The following is a 16,284-nucleotide window of genomic DNA, read 5'->3' as shown; positions in this document are numbered from 1 at the left end:
CATCACCCACAAGAGTGAATCGGCTCGACGGGCAAGCGCTTGCCGTCAGGGCGATCCTAGCTTGGGCCTGTGATCGACGACTTCAGCCGCAGGGGGTTCCTGCGCACCGCCGCCGCCCTGGCCGCCCTACCGACCCTGATCCCGGCCGATCCCGCCGTCGCGGCACAGGAGTTGCCGGACTTCCCGGCGGATGTGGCCCTGTACCGCTCCGCGTACCGCAACTGGGTCGGCGAGATCACCGCGGACGGGCTGTGGGCCTGCGCACCGGCCACCCCGGACCAGGTGGTCGCCGCCGTCAACTGGGCCTGGCGGCACGGCTGGAGGGTCCGCGCCCGGGGCGCCTCGCACGGCTGGTCACCGCTGACGATCCCCCGGGGGACACCGTCGGACACGCCGGTCCTGCTCGTCGACACCGCCCGGCATCTCACCGGCCTGTCCCTGGAGTCGCCGGACGCGGTGCGTGTCGGCACCGGCGTCACCGTGGAGGCCCTCCTCACCCGCCTGGAGGAGCACGGCCTCGGCGTGACCGCCGTACCCGCGCCCGGCAACCTCACCCTGGGCGGCGCCCTGGCCGTCGACGCGCACGGCACCGCGGTACCGGCGCGGGGCGAACGGCGGCTGCCCGGGCACACGTACGGCTCGCTCAGCAATCTCGTGCTCTCGCTGACGGCGGTCGTCTGGGACGAGGCCAGGGGCGCGTACGTGCTGCGGACCTACGACCGTGACGAGGCGGACTGCGCGGCGCTGCTCACTCATCTCGGCCGCTCCCTGGTGACCGAGGTCGTGCTGCGCGTGGGCGCGAACACCGACCTGCGGTGCGTGAGTCGTACGGACATCCCGGCCGCCGAGCTCTTCGCGGCGCCCGGAACCGACGGACGCACCTTCGAGAGCTTCCTGGACCGGGCAGGCAGGGTCGAGGCGATCTGGTTCGCCTTCACCGAGTTCCCCTGGCTGAAGGTGTGGAGCGTCTCCCCCACCCGGCCGCTGACGTCGCGGCCGGTGCGGACGCCGTACAACTACCCGTTCTCCGACAACGTCCCGCGGCCGGTGGCGGACCTGGTCGGGCGCATGGTGTCGGACGGGGCCTGGTACCTGGCACCGGTGCTGGGCAACGCTCAGTACGACGTGGCCGCGCTCGGACTGGTGGCGACACTGTCGGCGGACATCTGGGGGCCGTCCAAGAACACGCTGCTGTACCTGCGGCCGACGACGTTGAGGATCGCCACGAACGGCTGCGCGGTGCTGACGAGCCGGGCCCGAGTGCAGCGCGTGGTCGCCGAGTTCACGTCCTTCTACCGGGAGCGGCTCACGGCGTACGCCGCGCGGGGGCGGTTCCCGGTCAACGGCTCGCTGGAGATCCGGGTGACCGGCCTCGACGAACCGGCGGACGTCGGTACGGACGGTGCGCGGACGCCGCTGCTGTCGGCCCTGCGACCTCGCGAGGACCGTCCCGAATGGGACACGGCCGTGTGGCTGAACATCCTGACGCTGCCCGGGACGCCGTACGCGGAGGCCTTCCTGCGCGAGATCGAGCAGTTCGTGCTGACTGCCTTCGACGGCGGGTACGCCATGCCCCGGGTCGAGTGGTCGAAGGGCTGGGCCTACACGGACGAGGCCGCCTGGAGCGACGGTGAGGTGCTGGGCTCGGTCGTGCCCGGCAGTTTCGGGGAGGCCGGCTGGCGGGAGGCTTCGGCGATCCTGGACCGGCTGGATCCCCATGGCGTGTTCGGCAACGCCTTTCTCGACCGGCTGTTCAGGTGAGACCCGGCCGGCTCCGCGACGCCCTGGCGTGCACGGCGCTTGCGACCTTCGGTCCCAGCCGGCGTTTGAGGCGGCGCAGCACCTCCAGCTGCCCGGTCGCCCTGTCGATCCGGTAGTACAGCTCGGGCGGCAGGTACGGCAGCAGCGGGGAGTGGCGCTGGCCGAGCAGCGCGAACATCCGGTGCGGGGGCAGGTCGATGTAGCGGGGCAGGTTCTCGTACCACTGGGCGCTGTGGCGGGCCGCGCTCTGGATCGGCAGCAGTGCCTGTCGGCGCTCCTGTTCGTAGCGGGCGAGAGCCTGGGGGAGGGCGGGCTGCTCGTGCAGTGCGCCGGCGAGGGTGATGGCGTCCTGCAGGGCGAGCGTGGTGCCGGCGCCGATGGAGTAGTGGGTGGTGTGGGCGGCGTCGCCGATGAGGACGAGGTTGTCACGGTGCCAGGTGCGGTTGGTGACGGTGTGGAAGGTCAGCCACTGGGCGCCGCCGTCGGCGCCGGAGCGGCCGGCGAGGGGGTGGCCGTCGAGGACGTCGGCGAAGAGCTTCTCCAACAGGGCGAGTGCGTCGGCCTCGTTCGCGGTGTCGAGGCCGAGGCCGGTCCAGGTCTCGGGGGCGCATTCGACGACGCACGTGCCGGCATCGGGGCCGTAGCCGTAGCCGTAGCACCAGATCCAGCCGTGCCCGGTCTCGACGAAGGCGAAGGTGAAGGCGTCGAAGGCCTTGCTGGTGCCGAGCCAGGTGTAGCGGTTGCGGCCGGCTCCGATCCGGGTGCCGAAGTGGTCGGTGTGGCGCCCGCGCAGGGCGCTGTGGACGCCGTCGCCCGCCACGACCAGGTCGGCGTCGGGCAGGTTCTCCGGTGCGATCCGGTACTCGAATTCGAGCCGGACGCCCAGCGAGCGGGCGCGGGCGGCGAGGATCTCCAGCAGCCGGTGGCGGCCGATGCCGCGCCCCTCGTCGCCGGACCGACGGGTCGTCAGGCCTCGTACGTGGGCGACTCCCTCGCTCCAGCCGACCGAGCTCTCGTCAATGGCGCGGGCGGACTCGGGGTCGTGCTCGTGCAGCGTGTCGAGCAGTTCGCGCCAGTACGTGACGCCCCAGCCGTAGGTGGCGCCCTCCGGGTCGCGTTCGTGGACGGTGATCTCGTGGGACGGGTCGCGCAGCTTCAGCAGGATCGAGAGGTACAGGCCGGCGGGCCCGCCGCCGACGCAGGCGACCTTCACACACACTCCCAGGCGTTACCAAAATCGGACATTTCGAATGCGCAGGGTAGCAGGGCGGGCACCTCGCACCGCGGCGTTCCGAATCGCGCCAGTTTCAGCAGGTGAGACAGACCACTGCGACCGCGGTCACCCGCGAAGGATCACCGGGATCGCGATCTCCAGGAGAAGGAATTCCCCGTTCCGGCGACTCGGGGCCCTCGTGAACAGCAAGATCATCTTTGTTCAAGCTTGCACGACATGTGGGTACTTGTCCGGATCGGAGCCAACCACTACCGACCGATTTCTCCCTCTCTCGTCCCGCCCGATAGGCATGCGGAGTCGTCATTCGAACGAACTTTGGAGTTCCGTATGCCACAACTCAGCCGTCGCCGTGCGCTCACCGCCGCGGCCGCCCTCGCCACCGCTGCGGGTGTCCAGACCGTCGCCGCCCCGGGTGCGTCCGCGGCCGGGCACGACGACCACCACTCCCCGGCGTCCTTCGACGAGGTCTACAAGGGCCGCCGGATACAGGGCCGGCCGGCCTCGGTCGGCGGTCATCAGCACCATGGCGGCGGATACGCCGTGTTCATCGACGGCGTGGAGCTGCATGTGATGCGCAATGCCGACGGCACCTGGATCAGCGTCGTCAGTCACTACGACCCGGTGCCCACCCCGCGCGCCGCCGCCCGGGCCGCCGTCGACGAACTGCGGGGCGCCGCACTCCTCCCCTTCCCCGCCAACTGACCCGCACCACCCGCACTCTGGAGCACCGCACCATGACCGTCCGCAAGAACCAGGCCCTGCTGACCGCCGACGAGAAGCGGCGGTTCGTCTCCGCCGTCCTGGAGCTGAAGCGCAGCGGCCGTTACGACGAGTTCGTCACGACGCACAACGCCTTCATCGTCGGCGACACCGACAACGGCGAGCGCACCGGCCACCGTTCACCGTCCTTCCTGCCCTGGCACCGCAGATTCCTGCTCGACTTCGAGCGTGCGCTGCAGCAGGTGGACGCCTCGGTCGCGCTGCCCTACTGGGACTGGAGCACCGACCGCTCCATACGGTCCTCGCTGTGGGCGCCCGACTTCCTCGGCGGCACCGGGCGCGCCCGCGACGGACAGGTGCTGGACGGGCCGTTCGCCGCGTCGACCGGCAACTGGCCGATCAACGTGCGCGTGGACGGGCGTACGTTTCTGCGCCGCTCACTCGGCGCGGCCGTGCGCGAACTGCCGACGCGGGCCGAGGTGGAGTCCGTGCTGGCCATGCCGACGTATGACATGGCGCCCTGGAACAGCGCGTCGGACGGCTTCCGCAACCACCTGGAGGGGTGGCGGGGCGTGAACCTGCACAACCGGGTCCATGTGTGGGTCGGCGGGCAGATGGCCACCGGTGTGTCGCCCAACGACCCGGTGTTCTGGCTGCACCACGCCTACATCGACAAGCTGTGGGCGGACTGGCAGCGGCGGCACCCCGGCTCCGGCTATGTGCCCGCCGCCGGGACGCCGAACGTGGTCGACCTGAACGACACGATGAAGCCGTGGAACGACACCCGTCCCGCCGATCTGCTCGACCACACCGCGCACTACACCTTCGACGCGGCCTGAGCCACCGCCCCCGGCCCGCCCCGGGTCAGGCCTCCGCGGTGCGGCACTCCGGGTGGCCCCAGCCCTGGGCGTTCTTGGCGATGGACTCGCCGGCCGCGTAGCCGCGGCCGCAGACGCAGCGGCCGGGGAACTTGGCCTTGATGGTGCGCGAGGAACTGCCGTTCTTCCGGGGGGCCGCGGCCTTGCGGCGCGGGGCCTTGGCCGGCGGGGTGTCCGGGGCGGGCGGCGGCTGAGGTGAGCCGAGGCCGCTGCCCGCGGGCTCCTGGACACTGGCCGCCTGGCTGGCGGCGCGGTCGGCGAAGTCGTTCAGCGGGTCGCCGTCGACCTGGTGGGCGGGGACGTAGCGGAACTCGACCGTGCGGCCGGCGAGCAGTTCGTCGATGCGCACGACCAGGTCCTGGTTGGCGACCGGCTTGCCGGCGGCCGTCTTCCAGCCGTTGCGCTTCCAGTTCGGCAGCCAGGTGGTGACGGCCTTCATGGCGTACTGCGAGTCCATCCGGATCTCCAGCGGCACGCCGGGATCGGTCGCCGTGAGCAGGCGTTCGAGCGCGGTGAGTTCCGCGACGTTGTTGGTGGCCCGGCCGAGCGGGCCCGCCTCCCAACGGGTCGGCGTTTCCTTGTCGTCGGCGACGACCCAGGCCCAGCCCGCCGGTCCGGGGTTTCCCTTCGAAGCCCCGTCGCACGCGGCCACAACACGTTCACGCATGTGCCGATCATGCCATGGGCGGGCCGGGCGCCCGGTCACGGAGCCGGTCAGGAGACGTCGCTGAGCTTGGGCATGTCGCCCTCGGTGGTGCTGGTGTCGATCACCGAGAAGTTCGCGCCCTGCGGGTCGCTCAGCGCGGCGAAGCGGCCGAAGGGGCTGCTCATCGGGCCGAAGCGCAGGACTCCGCCGAGCTTGGTGGCCTTCGCCACGGCGTCGTCGCAGTCGGGGACGTTGAAGTAGACGTTGATGTACGGCGGGACCTCGGGCGGGAACTCCTCGGTCATCGTCATCCGGCCCAGGGCCATGGTGTCCTTGCCGAGGGTGTAGAGGCGGAAGTCGATCGCGTCGTCCTCCATCTGCTGCTGCCCGTAGCCGAAGACGGCGGGGAAGAAGGTGTCGGACTTCTCCGGGGTACGGGTGAAGACCTCGGCCCAGCAGAAGCCACCGTGGTCGTCCATCGCCGTCTCGAAGCCCTCGTGGGTGCCGGCCTGCCACACGCCGAAGACGACGCCGCCCGGGTCGCGGGCCAGGCACATGCTGCCGAACTCTCCGACGGCCATCGGCTCCATCAGGATCTCGCCACCGTTGTCGCGGATCTTTCCCGCGGTGGCGGCGACGTCGGGGGAGGCGAAGTACAGGCACCACTGCGACATGCCCTCCTGCCCCGGCATGGGCGGGACGACCGCGGCGGCGGCCTTGCCGCCCGCGTAGGCCTGCGTGTAGTTGCCGTACTCCGACGACTCCTCGCCGAACGTCCAGCCGAGGACATCGCCGTAGAAGCTCTTGGCCCCCTCCATGTCGCTGAACATCGCGTCGGCCCAGATGGGGGTTCCTTCAGGTTTCGCGGCCATGTCTGCGGCCCTCTCCCGGATCGATGAGTTGTCCGGATTCTCACGCTAGTCACCCGGAAGTCCGGTCGCGCGCCGAATGGCTGATTCCGTTCGAAACTGGGGTCAGAGGGCGGCCGGGCGTCGAAGGGGCACGGGATGGCCTGCGGGACGATGCGCGCGTGGTCGGTGGCCGAGCCGGGCCCGGTCGAGTCGGGGTCCCTGCGGCTGGTCGGGAAGCCGGTGCCGGTGCCGGGCGACGACGAGTTGCTGGTGCGGGTGCGGGCGTGCGGGGTGTGCCGTACGGATCTGCACGTCACCGAAGGGGATCTGCCGGTGCACCGGCCGGGAGTGACCCCCGGGCACCAGGTCGTCGGCGTGGTGGCCGGGTTCGGGGCGGCGGTGCACGGCTTCGACGTCGGGGAGCGGGTGGGCGTGGCCTGGCTCCGGCGTACCGACGGCACGTGTGCGTACTGCGCGCGGGGCGCCGAGAACCTGTGCCCGGCGTCGCGGTACACGGGGTGGGACGCCGACGGCGGTTACGCCGAGTACACGACCGTACCGGCGGGGTTCGCCTACCGGTTGCCGGGCGGCGTCGACGACGTGACGCTCGCGCCGCTGCTGTGTGCGGGGATCATCGGCTATCGCGCGCTGCGGCGGGCGGCGCTCCCTCCGGGCGGGCGGCTCGGGCTGTACGGCTTCGGGGGCAGTGCCCATCTGTGTGCGCAGGTGGCGCTGGCCGAGGGCGCCGTCGTGCATGTGCTGACGCGGGGTGCGGCGGCCCGCAGGCTCGCGCTGGACCTGGGGGCCGCCTCGGCGCGGGACGCGACCGAGCTGCCTCCGGAGCCGTTGGACAGCGCCATCCTGTTCGCGCCGGCCGGCGACCTGGTGCCGGTGGCGCTGCGGGCCCTCGACCGGGGCGGCACGCTGGCGATCGCGGGCATCCGCCTCAGCGACGTCCCGGCGCTGCGCTACGAGACCGACCTCTTCTACGAGAAGCAGGTGCGCAGCGTCACCTCGAACACGCGCGAGGACGGCCGTGAGTTCCTGGCGCTCGCCGCCGAGCACGGCGTACACGCCACCACACACCCCTATCCCCTGTCCCGGGCCGACCAGGCGCTGCGGGACCTGAAGGCGGGCCGGTTCGACGGTGCGGCGGTGCTGGTGGACTACCTGGCGTGAGGGCCGCCCCGCGCGAGTGACGACCTGGTGTGAGCGCCGCCGCTCGGCCGTGACCACCGGTCCGGAGCGGCGGCACACAGGCGTGCGGGGGCACAGGAGAGGAGCGGGGTCACTCACGGTGTGTCCGCTGCCCCATGCGGCAGGTTTGCACCTCCTGGGCCTGAAGCCGCCCCTTTCACGCCCTGATCCGGTTGCCCCTGCGGCTGTTTGGCTGGTGCACGCGCTCGGCCAGCCCGCTCACCTCCCGGGAGGGAATGTGTCCACACCGGACAGCGCCACCGGTCCCGCCATCGACGAACCCGATCCCGAACCGAACCCCGACGCCCCGCTCACCAGTCTCAGCACCCAGGCGGCCCGGCAGCTCGCCACGACCACCAAGTCCGAACCCCAGATGCAGGCCATCAGCTCGCGCTGGCTGCTGCGCATGCTGCCCTGGGTCGACGTCAAGGGCGGCACCTACCGCGTCAACCGGCGTCTGCAACTGCGCGTGGGCCGGGGTCGGGTGCAGTTCGACCAGAACGGCGCCGACGACATCAAGGTCATCCCCGAGACCCTCACCGAACTGCCGGTCCTGCGCGGCTACCCCGACATCGACGTGCTGAGGGAGGTCGCCACCCGGTTCCGGGTCCGGGAGGTCCGGGCCGGCCAGGTACTCGTCGAGGCCGGGCAGCCCGTCACCGAGGCCTACCTCGTCGTGCACGGCCGATTCACCCGGTTCACGGAGGGCAAGTACGGCGAGGAGGAGATCCTCGGCGTCGTCACCGACGGCGACCAGCTCGGCGACGAGGCCATCGGCCAGCCCGATCCCTTGTGGCTGAGCTCGGTGCGGGCGGAGACCGCCGGCGTGCTGCTCATGCTGCCCTGGTCCGTGGTCGAGGAGTTCACCGACCGCGTGCCGTCCCTCGCGGAGCACCTTCAGGCCTACGCCGCCCGGCAGAGCCTGCCCATGAACCGCAAGGGCGAGGCCGACGTACCGGTGCAGGCGGGCCATGTCGGCGAGCCGACCATCAGCGGCGGCTTCGTGAACTACGAACTCGCGCCGCGCGAGTACGAGTTGTCCCTGACGCAGACCGTGCTGCGCGTCCACACCAGGGTCGCCGACCTCTACAACAACCCGATGGACCAGACCGAGCAGCAACTCAGGCTGACGATCGAGGAGATCCGCGAACGCCAGGAGTGGGAGCTGGTCAACAACCGGGAGTTCGGGCTGCTGCACAACGTCGACTACGGGCAGCGCATCAGCACGTTCACCGGGCCGCCGACCCCGGACGACATGGACGAACTGCTGTCGATGCGCCGCAAGACGAAGCTGTTCATCGCCCATCCGAAGGCGATCGCGGCGTTCTTCCGGCAGTGCAACCGGCGCGGCCTGGTACCGGGCACGGCGAGCGTCGAGGGGCACGAGATCCCCGCCTGGCGCGGTGTCCCGATCTTTCCCTGCAACAAGATCCCGATCAGCCCGCAGCACACCAGCAGCATCATCGCGCTGCGCACCGGGGAGGGCGACCAGGGCGCCATCGGGCTGTACCAGACCGGGATCCCGGAGGAGTTCCAGCCCGGTCTGAACGTGCGGTTCATGGGCATCGACGCCAACTCGATCATCCGCTATCTCGTCACCGCCTACTACTCGCTGGCGATCCTCGTCCCCGACGCCGTCGGGATCCTCGAGAACGCCCAGATCGGCCGGACGGCCGAGTGACCGCGTGGAGCACGCCATGAGCACGTCGTCCTCCTTCTCGCTGCCGGGCCCGCCGAACATGGCGAGCACCCTGAGCGCCCGGCGCGGCGGGGCGATCCCGGGGCTGCGGTACCGGCAGGTCGAGCCCGCCGACCCCGCGAAGGCCGCGGAGGTCGACCGCAGGCTGGAGGCCTGGGCGCGGCGCCTCGATCTGTTCCCCGAGGCGTGGAACGGGGACTTCGCGGGGTTCCAGTTCGGGCGGGCCGTGGTGCTGCAGCATCCGTGCGCGGTCGATCTGGAGCGGCTGACGGTCGCCGGGGAGCTGCTGCTCGCCGAGAACGTCGTCGACTCCTGCTACTGCGAGGAGGACGAGGGCCGGGGCGGGGAGCGCCGGGGCCTCGCGGGCCGGCTGATCATGGCCCAGTCGGCGATCGACCCCTTCCACGGCGTTCCGGAACTGGAGGAGGAGTGGCGGCAGGGGGTGCGGGCCGACGGTCCGCTGCGCTCGTACCACTTCGCCCTGCAGGACTACGCCGCCCTCGCCACGCCCAGCCAGACCGACCGCTTCGTGCACGACATCGCCCGGCTGCACCTGGGCTACCTCGCCGAGGCCGCCTGGGCGGAGACGCGGTATGTGCCCCGGGTCTGGGAGTACCTGGTGATGCGGCAGTTCAACAACTTCCGTCCGTGTCTGTCGATCGTGGACGCCGTGGACGGCTACGAACTGCCCGAGGCGGTCTACGCCCGTCCCGAGATCCAGCGGATCACGGCGCTCGCCTGCAACGCGACCACGATCGTCAACGACCTGTACTCCTTCACCAAGGAGCTGGCGAGCGACCCGACCCACCTCAACCTGCCGCAGGTCGTCGCCGCCAACGAGCGGTGCGGGCTCAAGGCCGCCTATCTGAAGTCCGTCGAGATCCACAACCGGATCATGGAGGCCTTCGACGAGGAGTCGGCGCTGCTGTCCGCCACCTCGCCGCTCGTCGAGCGCTACGCACGGAGCCTGTCCGACTGGGTGGCCGGCAACCACGAGTGGCACGCCACCAACACCCACCGCTACCACCTGCCCAACTACTGGTAATGCGCGATCGAATGACACAGCGTCACAGAAACCAGCACGAGGAGTCACCGTTGACCATCGCCCCCGAAGCCGGCACCACCCGTCTCCCGGTGCCGTCCCAGTCCACGTACCAGACCCGCGTCGCGGACTACTGGAACGCCGAGGAGAACCCGGTCAACCTCGAACTCGGAAAGATCGACGATCTCTACCACCACCACTACGGCATCGGCGACGCCGACCGCTCCGTGCTCGACGAACCCGACCCCGTCCGGCGCCGGGAGCGCATCACCGCCGAACTGCACCGGCTGGAGCACGCCCAGGCGGAGCTGCTCGCAGAGCGGCTCGGCCCGTTGACGCCCGACGACCGGGTCTTCGACGCCGGCTGCGGGCGCGGGGGCGGCAGTGTCGTGGCGCATCTGCGGTACGGCTGCGAGGCCGACGGCGTCACCCTGTCCGAGAAGCAGGCCGCGTTCGCCAACGAGCAGGCCCACAAGCGGGGCATCGACGACCGGGTGCGCTACCACTGCCGCAACATGCTCGACACCGGGCTGCCGTCCGGGGCGTTCGCGGCCTCGTGGAACAACGAGTCCACCATGTACGTCGAGCTCGACCTGCTGTTCGCCGAGCACGCCCGGCTGCTGCGCCGCGGCGGCCGCTACGTGGTGATCACCGGCTGCTACAACGACACCTACGGACGCGCCTCGCGCGAGGTGTCCCTCATCAACGCCCACTACATCTGCGACATCCACCCGCGCTCGGCGTACTTCCGCGCCATGGCCCGCAACCGGCTCGTGCCGGTCCATGTGGAGGACCTGACCGAGGCGGCCCTGCCCTACTGGGAGCTGCGCCGCGAGGCCGATCACCTGGTCACAGGCATCGAGGACACCTTCCTGACCGCGTACCGCAACGGCAGTTTCCAGTATCTGCTGATCGCGGCGGACCGCGTCTGAACGACCGTCGGACCCGTGCCGGCCGGGGCGCTCCCTGGCCGACACGGGTCTTCCCCCCTGGACCCGGCTGTGCTTGCCTGGGGAGCCGTTTTCGGTGTCCGGGGCGGGAGTTGCCGTATGCGCAGGCCGTGGCTCGTCGGGGTGTTGCTTGCCGCCGTGCTGCTCGGCGCGTGCGGGGATCCGGCGTCCGGCCCCAAGGCCGCGGCGCCTGTGGAGGTGCCGCAGGCGTCGGCCACCACACAGCAGCGGGCACCGGCCTCACCCGGCATGCCCGCGAAGACGCCGGCCGCGAAGGCTCCCACCGTGCTGTATCTGGGCGACTCGCTCGCGATGGAGGCCCAGGAGGTGGTGGGGCGGGAGCTGCGCCGGGACCTGCGGGCGGCGTACACGAGCGCCCCGTACTCGGGGACCACCCTGTGCGACTACCTGGAGGGCACGGGCAAGAAGTCCCTCGTGCCGGACTCGGACAAGGCGGCCGCCCTGGTCCGCAGGCTCAAGCCGGACTTCGTGGTGCTGCAGTTCTGGGGGAACGCGTGGGGTTACACGTGGTGCATGGACGGCATCACCCATGACGCCTCGCCCGACCGGTACTTCAGGCGCTACCAGGCCGACCTGAAGCGGCTCACCGATCAGATCTCCGCGGCCGGGGACGCCCGGATCGTCTGGGTGCTCCAGGGTCCGGACCCGATCACACCCGACCGGGTCCGGCGCGTCAACGCCCTGTACGAGCTGCGGGCCGGCGCCTCGGACGATCTGGTCGCCGACGCGGCCAAGGTGCTGAGTGCGGCGGGTGCCCGTAACTCCTGGGTCCAGTACCTGCCGTGCACGGCGTACGAGCGTGAGCACGCCGGGTACTGCACCCAGCCGGACCGCGACCGCACCGCCCTGCACCGCGACGACGACTACCTGCACTTCTGTCTGGCGCCCACGACGTCGACGCCGAAGCCGTGCCCGGTGCGCTCCCCCGGGATCCAGCGGGTCGCCCTGGAGATCACCCGGGTGATCCGCGAGAACCTGTAGGGAGGGGAGCCGGGGAGCAAGGGAGCAGGGCTCACTCCCCCGCGTACGCCTTCTCCAGCGCGGCGATGTCGAGCTTGTGCATCGACAGCATCGCCTGGGTGGCGCGCGTGGCCTTCGCCGGGTCCGGGTCGGACATCATGGCGTCGAGCCGGTCGGGGATGACCTGCCAGGACACGCCGTACTTGTCCTTGAGCCAGCCGCAGGGGCCGGGCTCGCCGCCGTTCTCGGTGAGCTTGGTCCAGTAGTAGTCGATCTCCTCCTGGTTCTCGCAGAAGATCATGAAGGAGACGGCCTCGTTGAACTTGAACTCGGGGCCGCCGTTCAGCGCCAGGAACTTGTGGCCGTTGGCCGTGAACTCGACGGTCAGCACGGTGCCGGCCGGGCGAGGGGCGCCCTCGGGGTAGCGGGCGACCTTGCCGATGCTGGAGTTCTTGAAGATCGAGACGTAGTGGTGGGCGGCTTCCTCGGCCTCGTTGTCGAACCACAGGCACGTGGTGAAACCGTCGGTGGCCATGTGTACCTCCTGGGTGGTGGAACCGGTCACCTGTGTCGACCGATCCTCGTCGCGAAACTCATCGGTCGCAGGCCGACCGAATTCAGATGGCCGTTACACCGTTCGGAACTAGCATCCCGGCCATGACGCCTTCGCCCGCCGAGACCGGCAGCAGCATCCACCCCTTCCGTATCGACATTCCGCAGAGCGACCTCGACGACCTGCACGACCGCCTCGACCGGACCCGGTGGCCCGACGAGCTGCCCGGCGTGGGCTGGGCGTACGGCGTGCCGTCGGGCTATCTGCGCGAGCTGGTGCGCCACTGGCGGCACGAGTACGACTGGCGGGCGGCGGAGGCGCGGCTGAACGAGTGGCCGCAGTTCACCACCGAGATCGACGGGGCGCATGTGCACTTCGCGCACATCCGCTCCCCCGAACCGGACGCCACCCCGCTGATCATCACGCACGGCTGGCCGGGTTCGATCGTCGAGTTCCTGGAGATCGTCGGTCCGCTCACGGACCCGGCCGCGCACGGCGGCGACCCCGCCGACGCCTTCCACGTGGTGCTGCCGAGCATTCCGGGCTTCGGGTTCTCCGGGCCGACCCGGGAGACCGGCTGGGAGGCACGGCGGATCGCCGACGCTTGGGCGGAGCTCATGTCGCGCCTCGGATACCAGCGGTTCGGCGCCCAGGGCGGCGACTGGGGCGCCGCCATCTCGCGCGAGCTGGGCCGTGTCCATCCCGACCGGGTCATCGGCATCCACCTGAACCTGCTGCCCGGCGCGCAGGCGACCACCGAGCCCACCCCCGAGGAACTGGCGGCGCTGACCCCCGGGGAGCGGGATCGGACGCTCACCTCGTGGCGCCGGTGGGCGGCCTGGTTCCGGGACGGGACGGGCTACTTCCACATGCAGTCCACCCGGCCGCAGACCCTCTCCTACGCCCTCACTGACTCGCCCGTAGGCCAACTCGCTTGGATCGTCGAGAAGTTCCAGGAGTGGACGGACTCCGAGCACCTGCCCGAGGAGGCGGTCGACCGGGACCTGATGCTCACCAACGTGATGCTGTACTGGCTGACGGGCACGGCGGGTTCGTCGGCCCGGGTCTACTACGAGCGCGCCCACGCCAAGGGGGACCGGGTAGCCGCCCCGCACGAACCCTCGACCGCCCCGACCGCGGTGGCGTCCTTCCCCGGCGACCCGCAGATCCCGCTGCGCCACAAGGCGGAGCACACGGAGAACATCGTGCGCTGGACGGAGTTCGAGCGGGGCGGCCACTTCGCGGCGATGGAGGAGCCGGAGCTGCTGGTCGGGGACGTGCGGGCGTTCTTCCGCCAACTGCGCGAGAAGGGCTGAGCGGGCGGCTCTGCCCGTAGCGAATCTGCCGCGGGCAGAGAATCCGCATTCCGGCATCGCCCGAGGTCAACAGTGGAGTCGACGGCATCCCGCCACCACGAGGAGAACCCATGACTCCACTGACGACTCTCGCTGCCCGGGCCGAGGAGGGCGACGCACCGCCGACGCGGTTCGACGACCACCTCGCCGCCCAACTGCTCGGCCAGCGCATCGTGTTCCTCGGCACCGAAGTCACCGAGGCCTCCGCCAACCGGGTCTGCGCCCAGCTGCTCCTGCTGTCGGCGGAGGACCCCCGCACCGACATCAGCCTGTACATCAACAGCCCGGGCGGGTCGGTGTACGCGGGCCTGGCCATCTACGACACGATGCGGCTCATCCCCAACGACGTCTCGACGCTCGCCATGGGATTCGCGGCCAGTATGGGCCAGTTCCTGCTGTGCGGCGGCACACCCGGCAAGCGGTACGCCCTGCCGAACGCGCGGATCATGATGCACCAGGGGTCGGCGGGCATCGGCGGCACCACCGCCGACATCGAGATCCAGGCGGAGAACCTGGACCACAGCAAGCGGACCATGGAGCGGCTCCTCGCCGAGAACACCGGCCAGACGCCGCAGACCATCGCCCGGGACGGCGACCGCGACCGCTGGTTCACGGCCGAGGAGGCCAGGGAGTACGGCATGGTGGACCAGGTCGTGACGTCGCTCGCCGACGTCCGCCCGGCCGCCTCCAAGCGACGGATGGGGCTGTGACATGGGGAACTACACGATTCCGTACGTCGTCGAGCGGACCGCCCACGGCGAGCGGTCCTCCGACGTGTTCAGCCGGCTGCTCTCGGAGCGGATCATCTTCCTCGGCACCGAGATCGACGACGGCGTCGCCAACGTCGTCATCGCGCAGCTCCTCCATCTGGAGTCGGCGGCGCCGGAGAACGAGATCGCGATCTACATCAACTCCCCCGGCGGCTCGTTCACTTCGCTCATGGCGATCTACGACACCATGACGTACGTGCAGGCGCCGATCTCCACGTTCTGCGTGGGGCAGGCGGCGTCGACGGCCGCCGTGCTGCTGGCCGGCGGGGACCCGGGGCGGCGGTTCGTGCTGGAGCACGCGCGCGTGCTGCTCGGTCAGCCCGCCACCGGCGGCAGCCGCGGCATGATCTCCGACCTCGCCCTGCAGGCCAAGGAGATGGTCCGGATCCGCTCGCAGGTCGAACAGGTGCTGGCCCGGCACACGCACCACGACATCGCGACACTGCGTGAGGACATGGACCGCGACAAGGTGTTCACCGCGCCGGAAGCCGTGGCGTACGGCCTGGCCGACGAGGTGGTGAGCCGGCGCCTCGCGGCGGTCTGAGACGCCGGCACGGCGTCAGGCGGCCAGGCACAGCCCGTCGTACGACGAACCCGCCCTGCCGCGGGTGGCGTCGGGTACTCGGCGGCCGGCGAGCCGGACCAGCTCGCTCTGCGCCAGCGACAGCAGGTCGCCGAGGCCGAGCCCCAGGGCGTGGGCGGCGGCCGCGAGGACCTCCGAGGAGGCCTCCTTGCGGCCGCGCTCCACCTCCGAGAGGTACGGCATGGAGATCCGGGCGGCGTCGGCCACATCCTTGAGCGTGCGCTCCTGGGCGAGCCGCTCACGGCGCAGCACGTCACCGATCAGGTCGCGCCACAGGGGCTCCTTGGGCGCGGGTGCGGAGGGCCGCGGTGTCCGCGGCACGGCGGCGGGGGTGGCGGGGGGAGGGGGAGCGGGTGGCGCGGTGGCAGGGCGTTCGGACGCTGGGCGGGTCGTTCCCGGGCGGGCGGCGTGCGGGCGCGCGGCCGGCGGGCGCAGGGGAATGACGCGGGCTTCGTTCGGCGCTTGTTCGCTCACCTCCCCAGCCTAGAAGCGTGGGAGGCGAGAGGAAGGGATCAGAATTCCGCCCTGGGGGAAATCACGGCCGGTGTCCGCCTGCCGCGCCCGTCACTCGTCGCTCAGCCGCAGCACCGCCCGCACCCGCTTGCCGACCGGCACGCGCTCGACGGCGACCTCCGCCGCCAGTGCGTGGACTATCTCCAGACCGTGCCGGCCGATCCGTTCCGGGTCCTTGGGGAAGCGGCGGGGCAGGGCGGAGCTGCTGTCGTACACGCAGACGGTCACCGCGTCGTCCGTGCCCTCCAGGTCCAGGATGTACGGGCCGTTGCTGTGCCGGTCGGCGTTGGTGACCAGTTCGCTGACCACGAGGAGGACCTTGTCCTCGGCGGACTCGCCGATCGTGGCGCACCACTCGGTCCTGAGCCGGCCGAGGAACAGTGCGGCGAAGGACCGTGCCTCGGCGATGCATCCCGGTTCACCGCTGTAGTGCGCCGCCCGCCGAAGCGGTTCCACGGGCACGTCGAAACCAGTCGGAATCACTGCCCCGTCCACGTGCTCGATCATGCGTATCTCTCTCGGAAGCCGGAACTGGCCGGACACTACTGCAC

17 protein-coding genes are annotated in these 16,284 nt (G+C 70.9%); 11 read left to right on the top strand and 6 right to left on the bottom strand.

Annotated features, from left to right (window positions below; genetic code table 11):
* The first annotated feature begins 69 nt into the window (after positions 1 to 69).
* Positions 70 to 1,761: a cholesterol oxidase substrate-binding domain-containing protein gene (locus tag ACIBAG_RS16000; protein ID WP_399105308.1), complete on the top strand. Its 1,692-nt coding sequence runs from the start codon at positions 70 to 72 to the stop codon at positions 1,759 to 1,761.
* Here ACIBAG_RS16000 and ACIBAG_RS15995 read toward each other — a convergent pair.
* Positions 1,754 to 2,980, bottom strand: a complete 1,227-nt coding sequence (locus ACIBAG_RS15995) for an FAD-dependent monooxygenase (protein WP_399105306.1) — start codon at positions 2,978 to 2,980, stop codon at positions 1,754 to 1,756. The genes ACIBAG_RS16000 and ACIBAG_RS15995 overlap by 8 nt on opposite strands.
* Before the next feature lie 342 nt (positions 2,981 to 3,322).
* Between ACIBAG_RS15995 and ACIBAG_RS15990 the strand changes: the two genes are divergently transcribed.
* The gene (locus ACIBAG_RS15990) at positions 3,323 to 3,697 is read left to right on the top strand and encodes a tyrosinase cofactor (protein WP_399105304.1); all 375 of its coding nucleotides are present in this window, start codon (positions 3,323 to 3,325) and stop codon (positions 3,695 to 3,697) included.
* 32 nt (positions 3,698 to 3,729) lie between these two features.
* A complete protein-coding gene (locus ACIBAG_RS15985; protein ID WP_399105302.1) occupies positions 3,730 to 4,554 on the top strand; it encodes a tyrosinase family protein in 825 nt (274 codons plus the stop codon).
* A 25-nt stretch (positions 4,555 to 4,579) separates the two neighbouring features.
* Here the strand turns inward: ACIBAG_RS15985 and ACIBAG_RS15980 are convergent, their stop codons facing one another.
* Entirely contained in the window at positions 4,580 to 5,260 is a 681-nt protein-coding gene (locus tag ACIBAG_RS15980) for a ribonuclease H (RefSeq protein ID WP_399105300.1), read from the bottom strand.
* A gap of 47 nt (positions 5,261 to 5,307) precedes the next feature.
* Positions 5,308 to 6,111, bottom strand: coding sequence for a VOC family protein (locus ACIBAG_RS15975; protein WP_399105298.1), 804 nt, complete (start codon positions 6,109 to 6,111; stop codon positions 5,308 to 5,310).
* A gap of 150 nt (positions 6,112 to 6,261) precedes the next feature.
* Here ACIBAG_RS15975 and ACIBAG_RS15970 point away from each other — a divergent pair, with 150 nt between their 5' ends.
* The 5 genes from ACIBAG_RS15970 (at position 6,262) to ACIBAG_RS15950 (ending at position 11,980) form a co-directional block, all read left to right on the top strand.
* Positions 6,262 to 7,269 carry a zinc-binding alcohol dehydrogenase family protein gene (locus tag ACIBAG_RS15970; protein WP_399105441.1) on the top strand — a complete coding sequence of 336 codons (1,008 nt, stop codon included), beginning with the start codon at positions 6,262 to 6,264 and terminating at the stop codon, positions 7,267 to 7,269.
* A 256-nt stretch (positions 7,270 to 7,525) separates the two neighbouring features.
* The gene (locus ACIBAG_RS15965) at positions 7,526 to 8,968 is read left to right on the top strand and encodes a family 2B encapsulin nanocompartment shell protein (RefSeq protein WP_399105296.1); all 1,443 of its coding nucleotides are present in this window, start codon (positions 7,526 to 7,528) and stop codon (positions 8,966 to 8,968) included.
* 16 nt (positions 8,969 to 8,984) lie between these two features.
* The gene (locus tag ACIBAG_RS15960) at positions 8,985 to 10,031 is read left to right on the top strand and encodes a family 2 encapsulin nanocompartment cargo protein terpene cyclase (RefSeq protein WP_399105294.1); all 1,047 of its coding nucleotides are present in this window, start codon (positions 8,985 to 8,987) and stop codon (positions 10,029 to 10,031) included.
* A gap of 50 nt (positions 10,032 to 10,081) precedes the next feature.
* Positions 10,082 to 10,960: a geranyl diphosphate 2-C-methyltransferase gene (locus tag ACIBAG_RS15955; RefSeq protein WP_399105292.1), complete on the top strand. Its 879-nt coding sequence runs from the start codon at positions 10,082 to 10,084 to the stop codon at positions 10,958 to 10,960.
* A gap of 117 nt (positions 10,961 to 11,077) precedes the next feature.
* Positions 11,078 to 11,980 carry an SGNH/GDSL hydrolase family protein gene (locus tag ACIBAG_RS15950; protein WP_399105290.1) on the top strand — a complete coding sequence of 301 codons (903 nt, stop codon included), beginning with the start codon at positions 11,078 to 11,080 and terminating at the stop codon, positions 11,978 to 11,980.
* A 31-nt stretch (positions 11,981 to 12,011) separates the two neighbouring features.
* Here ACIBAG_RS15950 and ACIBAG_RS15945 read toward each other — a convergent pair whose 3' ends face one another.
* A complete protein-coding gene (locus ACIBAG_RS15945; RefSeq protein ID WP_399105288.1) occupies positions 12,012 to 12,494 on the bottom strand; it encodes a VOC family protein in 483 nt (160 codons plus the stop codon).
* Between the two features lie 122 nt (positions 12,495 to 12,616).
* Here ACIBAG_RS15945 and ACIBAG_RS15940 point away from each other — a divergent pair, with 122 nt between their 5' ends.
* From ACIBAG_RS15940 to ACIBAG_RS15930, 3 genes are all read left to right on the top strand, one after another.
* Positions 12,617 to 13,828 (top strand): epoxide hydrolase family protein, encoded by a 1,212-nt coding sequence (locus ACIBAG_RS15940; RefSeq protein ID WP_399105286.1) that lies wholly within the window; start codon positions 12,617 to 12,619, stop codon positions 13,826 to 13,828.
* A 110-nt stretch (positions 13,829 to 13,938) separates the two neighbouring features.
* Positions 13,939 to 14,577 carry a ClpP family protease gene (locus ACIBAG_RS15935; protein WP_399105284.1) on the top strand — a complete coding sequence of 213 codons (639 nt, stop codon included), beginning with the start codon at positions 13,939 to 13,941 and terminating at the stop codon, positions 14,575 to 14,577.
* Position 14,578: 1 nt separating this feature from the next.
* Positions 14,579 to 15,181 carry a ClpP family protease gene (locus ACIBAG_RS15930; protein ID WP_399105282.1) on the top strand — a complete coding sequence of 201 codons (603 nt, stop codon included), beginning with the start codon at positions 14,579 to 14,581 and terminating at the stop codon, positions 15,179 to 15,181.
* A 15-nt stretch (positions 15,182 to 15,196) separates the two neighbouring features.
* Here the strand turns inward: ACIBAG_RS15930 and ACIBAG_RS15925 are convergent, their stop codons facing one another.
* Both ACIBAG_RS15925 and ACIBAG_RS15920 read right to left on the bottom strand, forming a co-directional pair.
* Positions 15,197 to 15,694 (bottom strand): helix-turn-helix domain-containing protein, encoded by a 498-nt coding sequence (locus ACIBAG_RS15925; RefSeq protein ID WP_399105280.1) that lies wholly within the window; start codon positions 15,692 to 15,694, stop codon positions 15,197 to 15,199.
* 90 nt (positions 15,695 to 15,784) lie between these two features.
* Positions 15,785 to 16,240: an ATP-binding protein gene (locus ACIBAG_RS15920; protein ID WP_399105278.1), complete on the bottom strand. Its 456-nt coding sequence runs from the start codon at positions 16,238 to 16,240 to the stop codon at positions 15,785 to 15,787.
* Positions 16,241 to 16,284 lie beyond the last annotated feature (44 nt).

The organism is Streptomyces sp. NPDC051243 (assembly GCF_044455405.1).
GTDB lineage: Bacteria > Actinomycetota > Actinomycetes > Streptomycetales > Streptomycetaceae > Streptomyces.
This window is presented reverse-complemented; position numbering and strand designations above follow the sequence as displayed.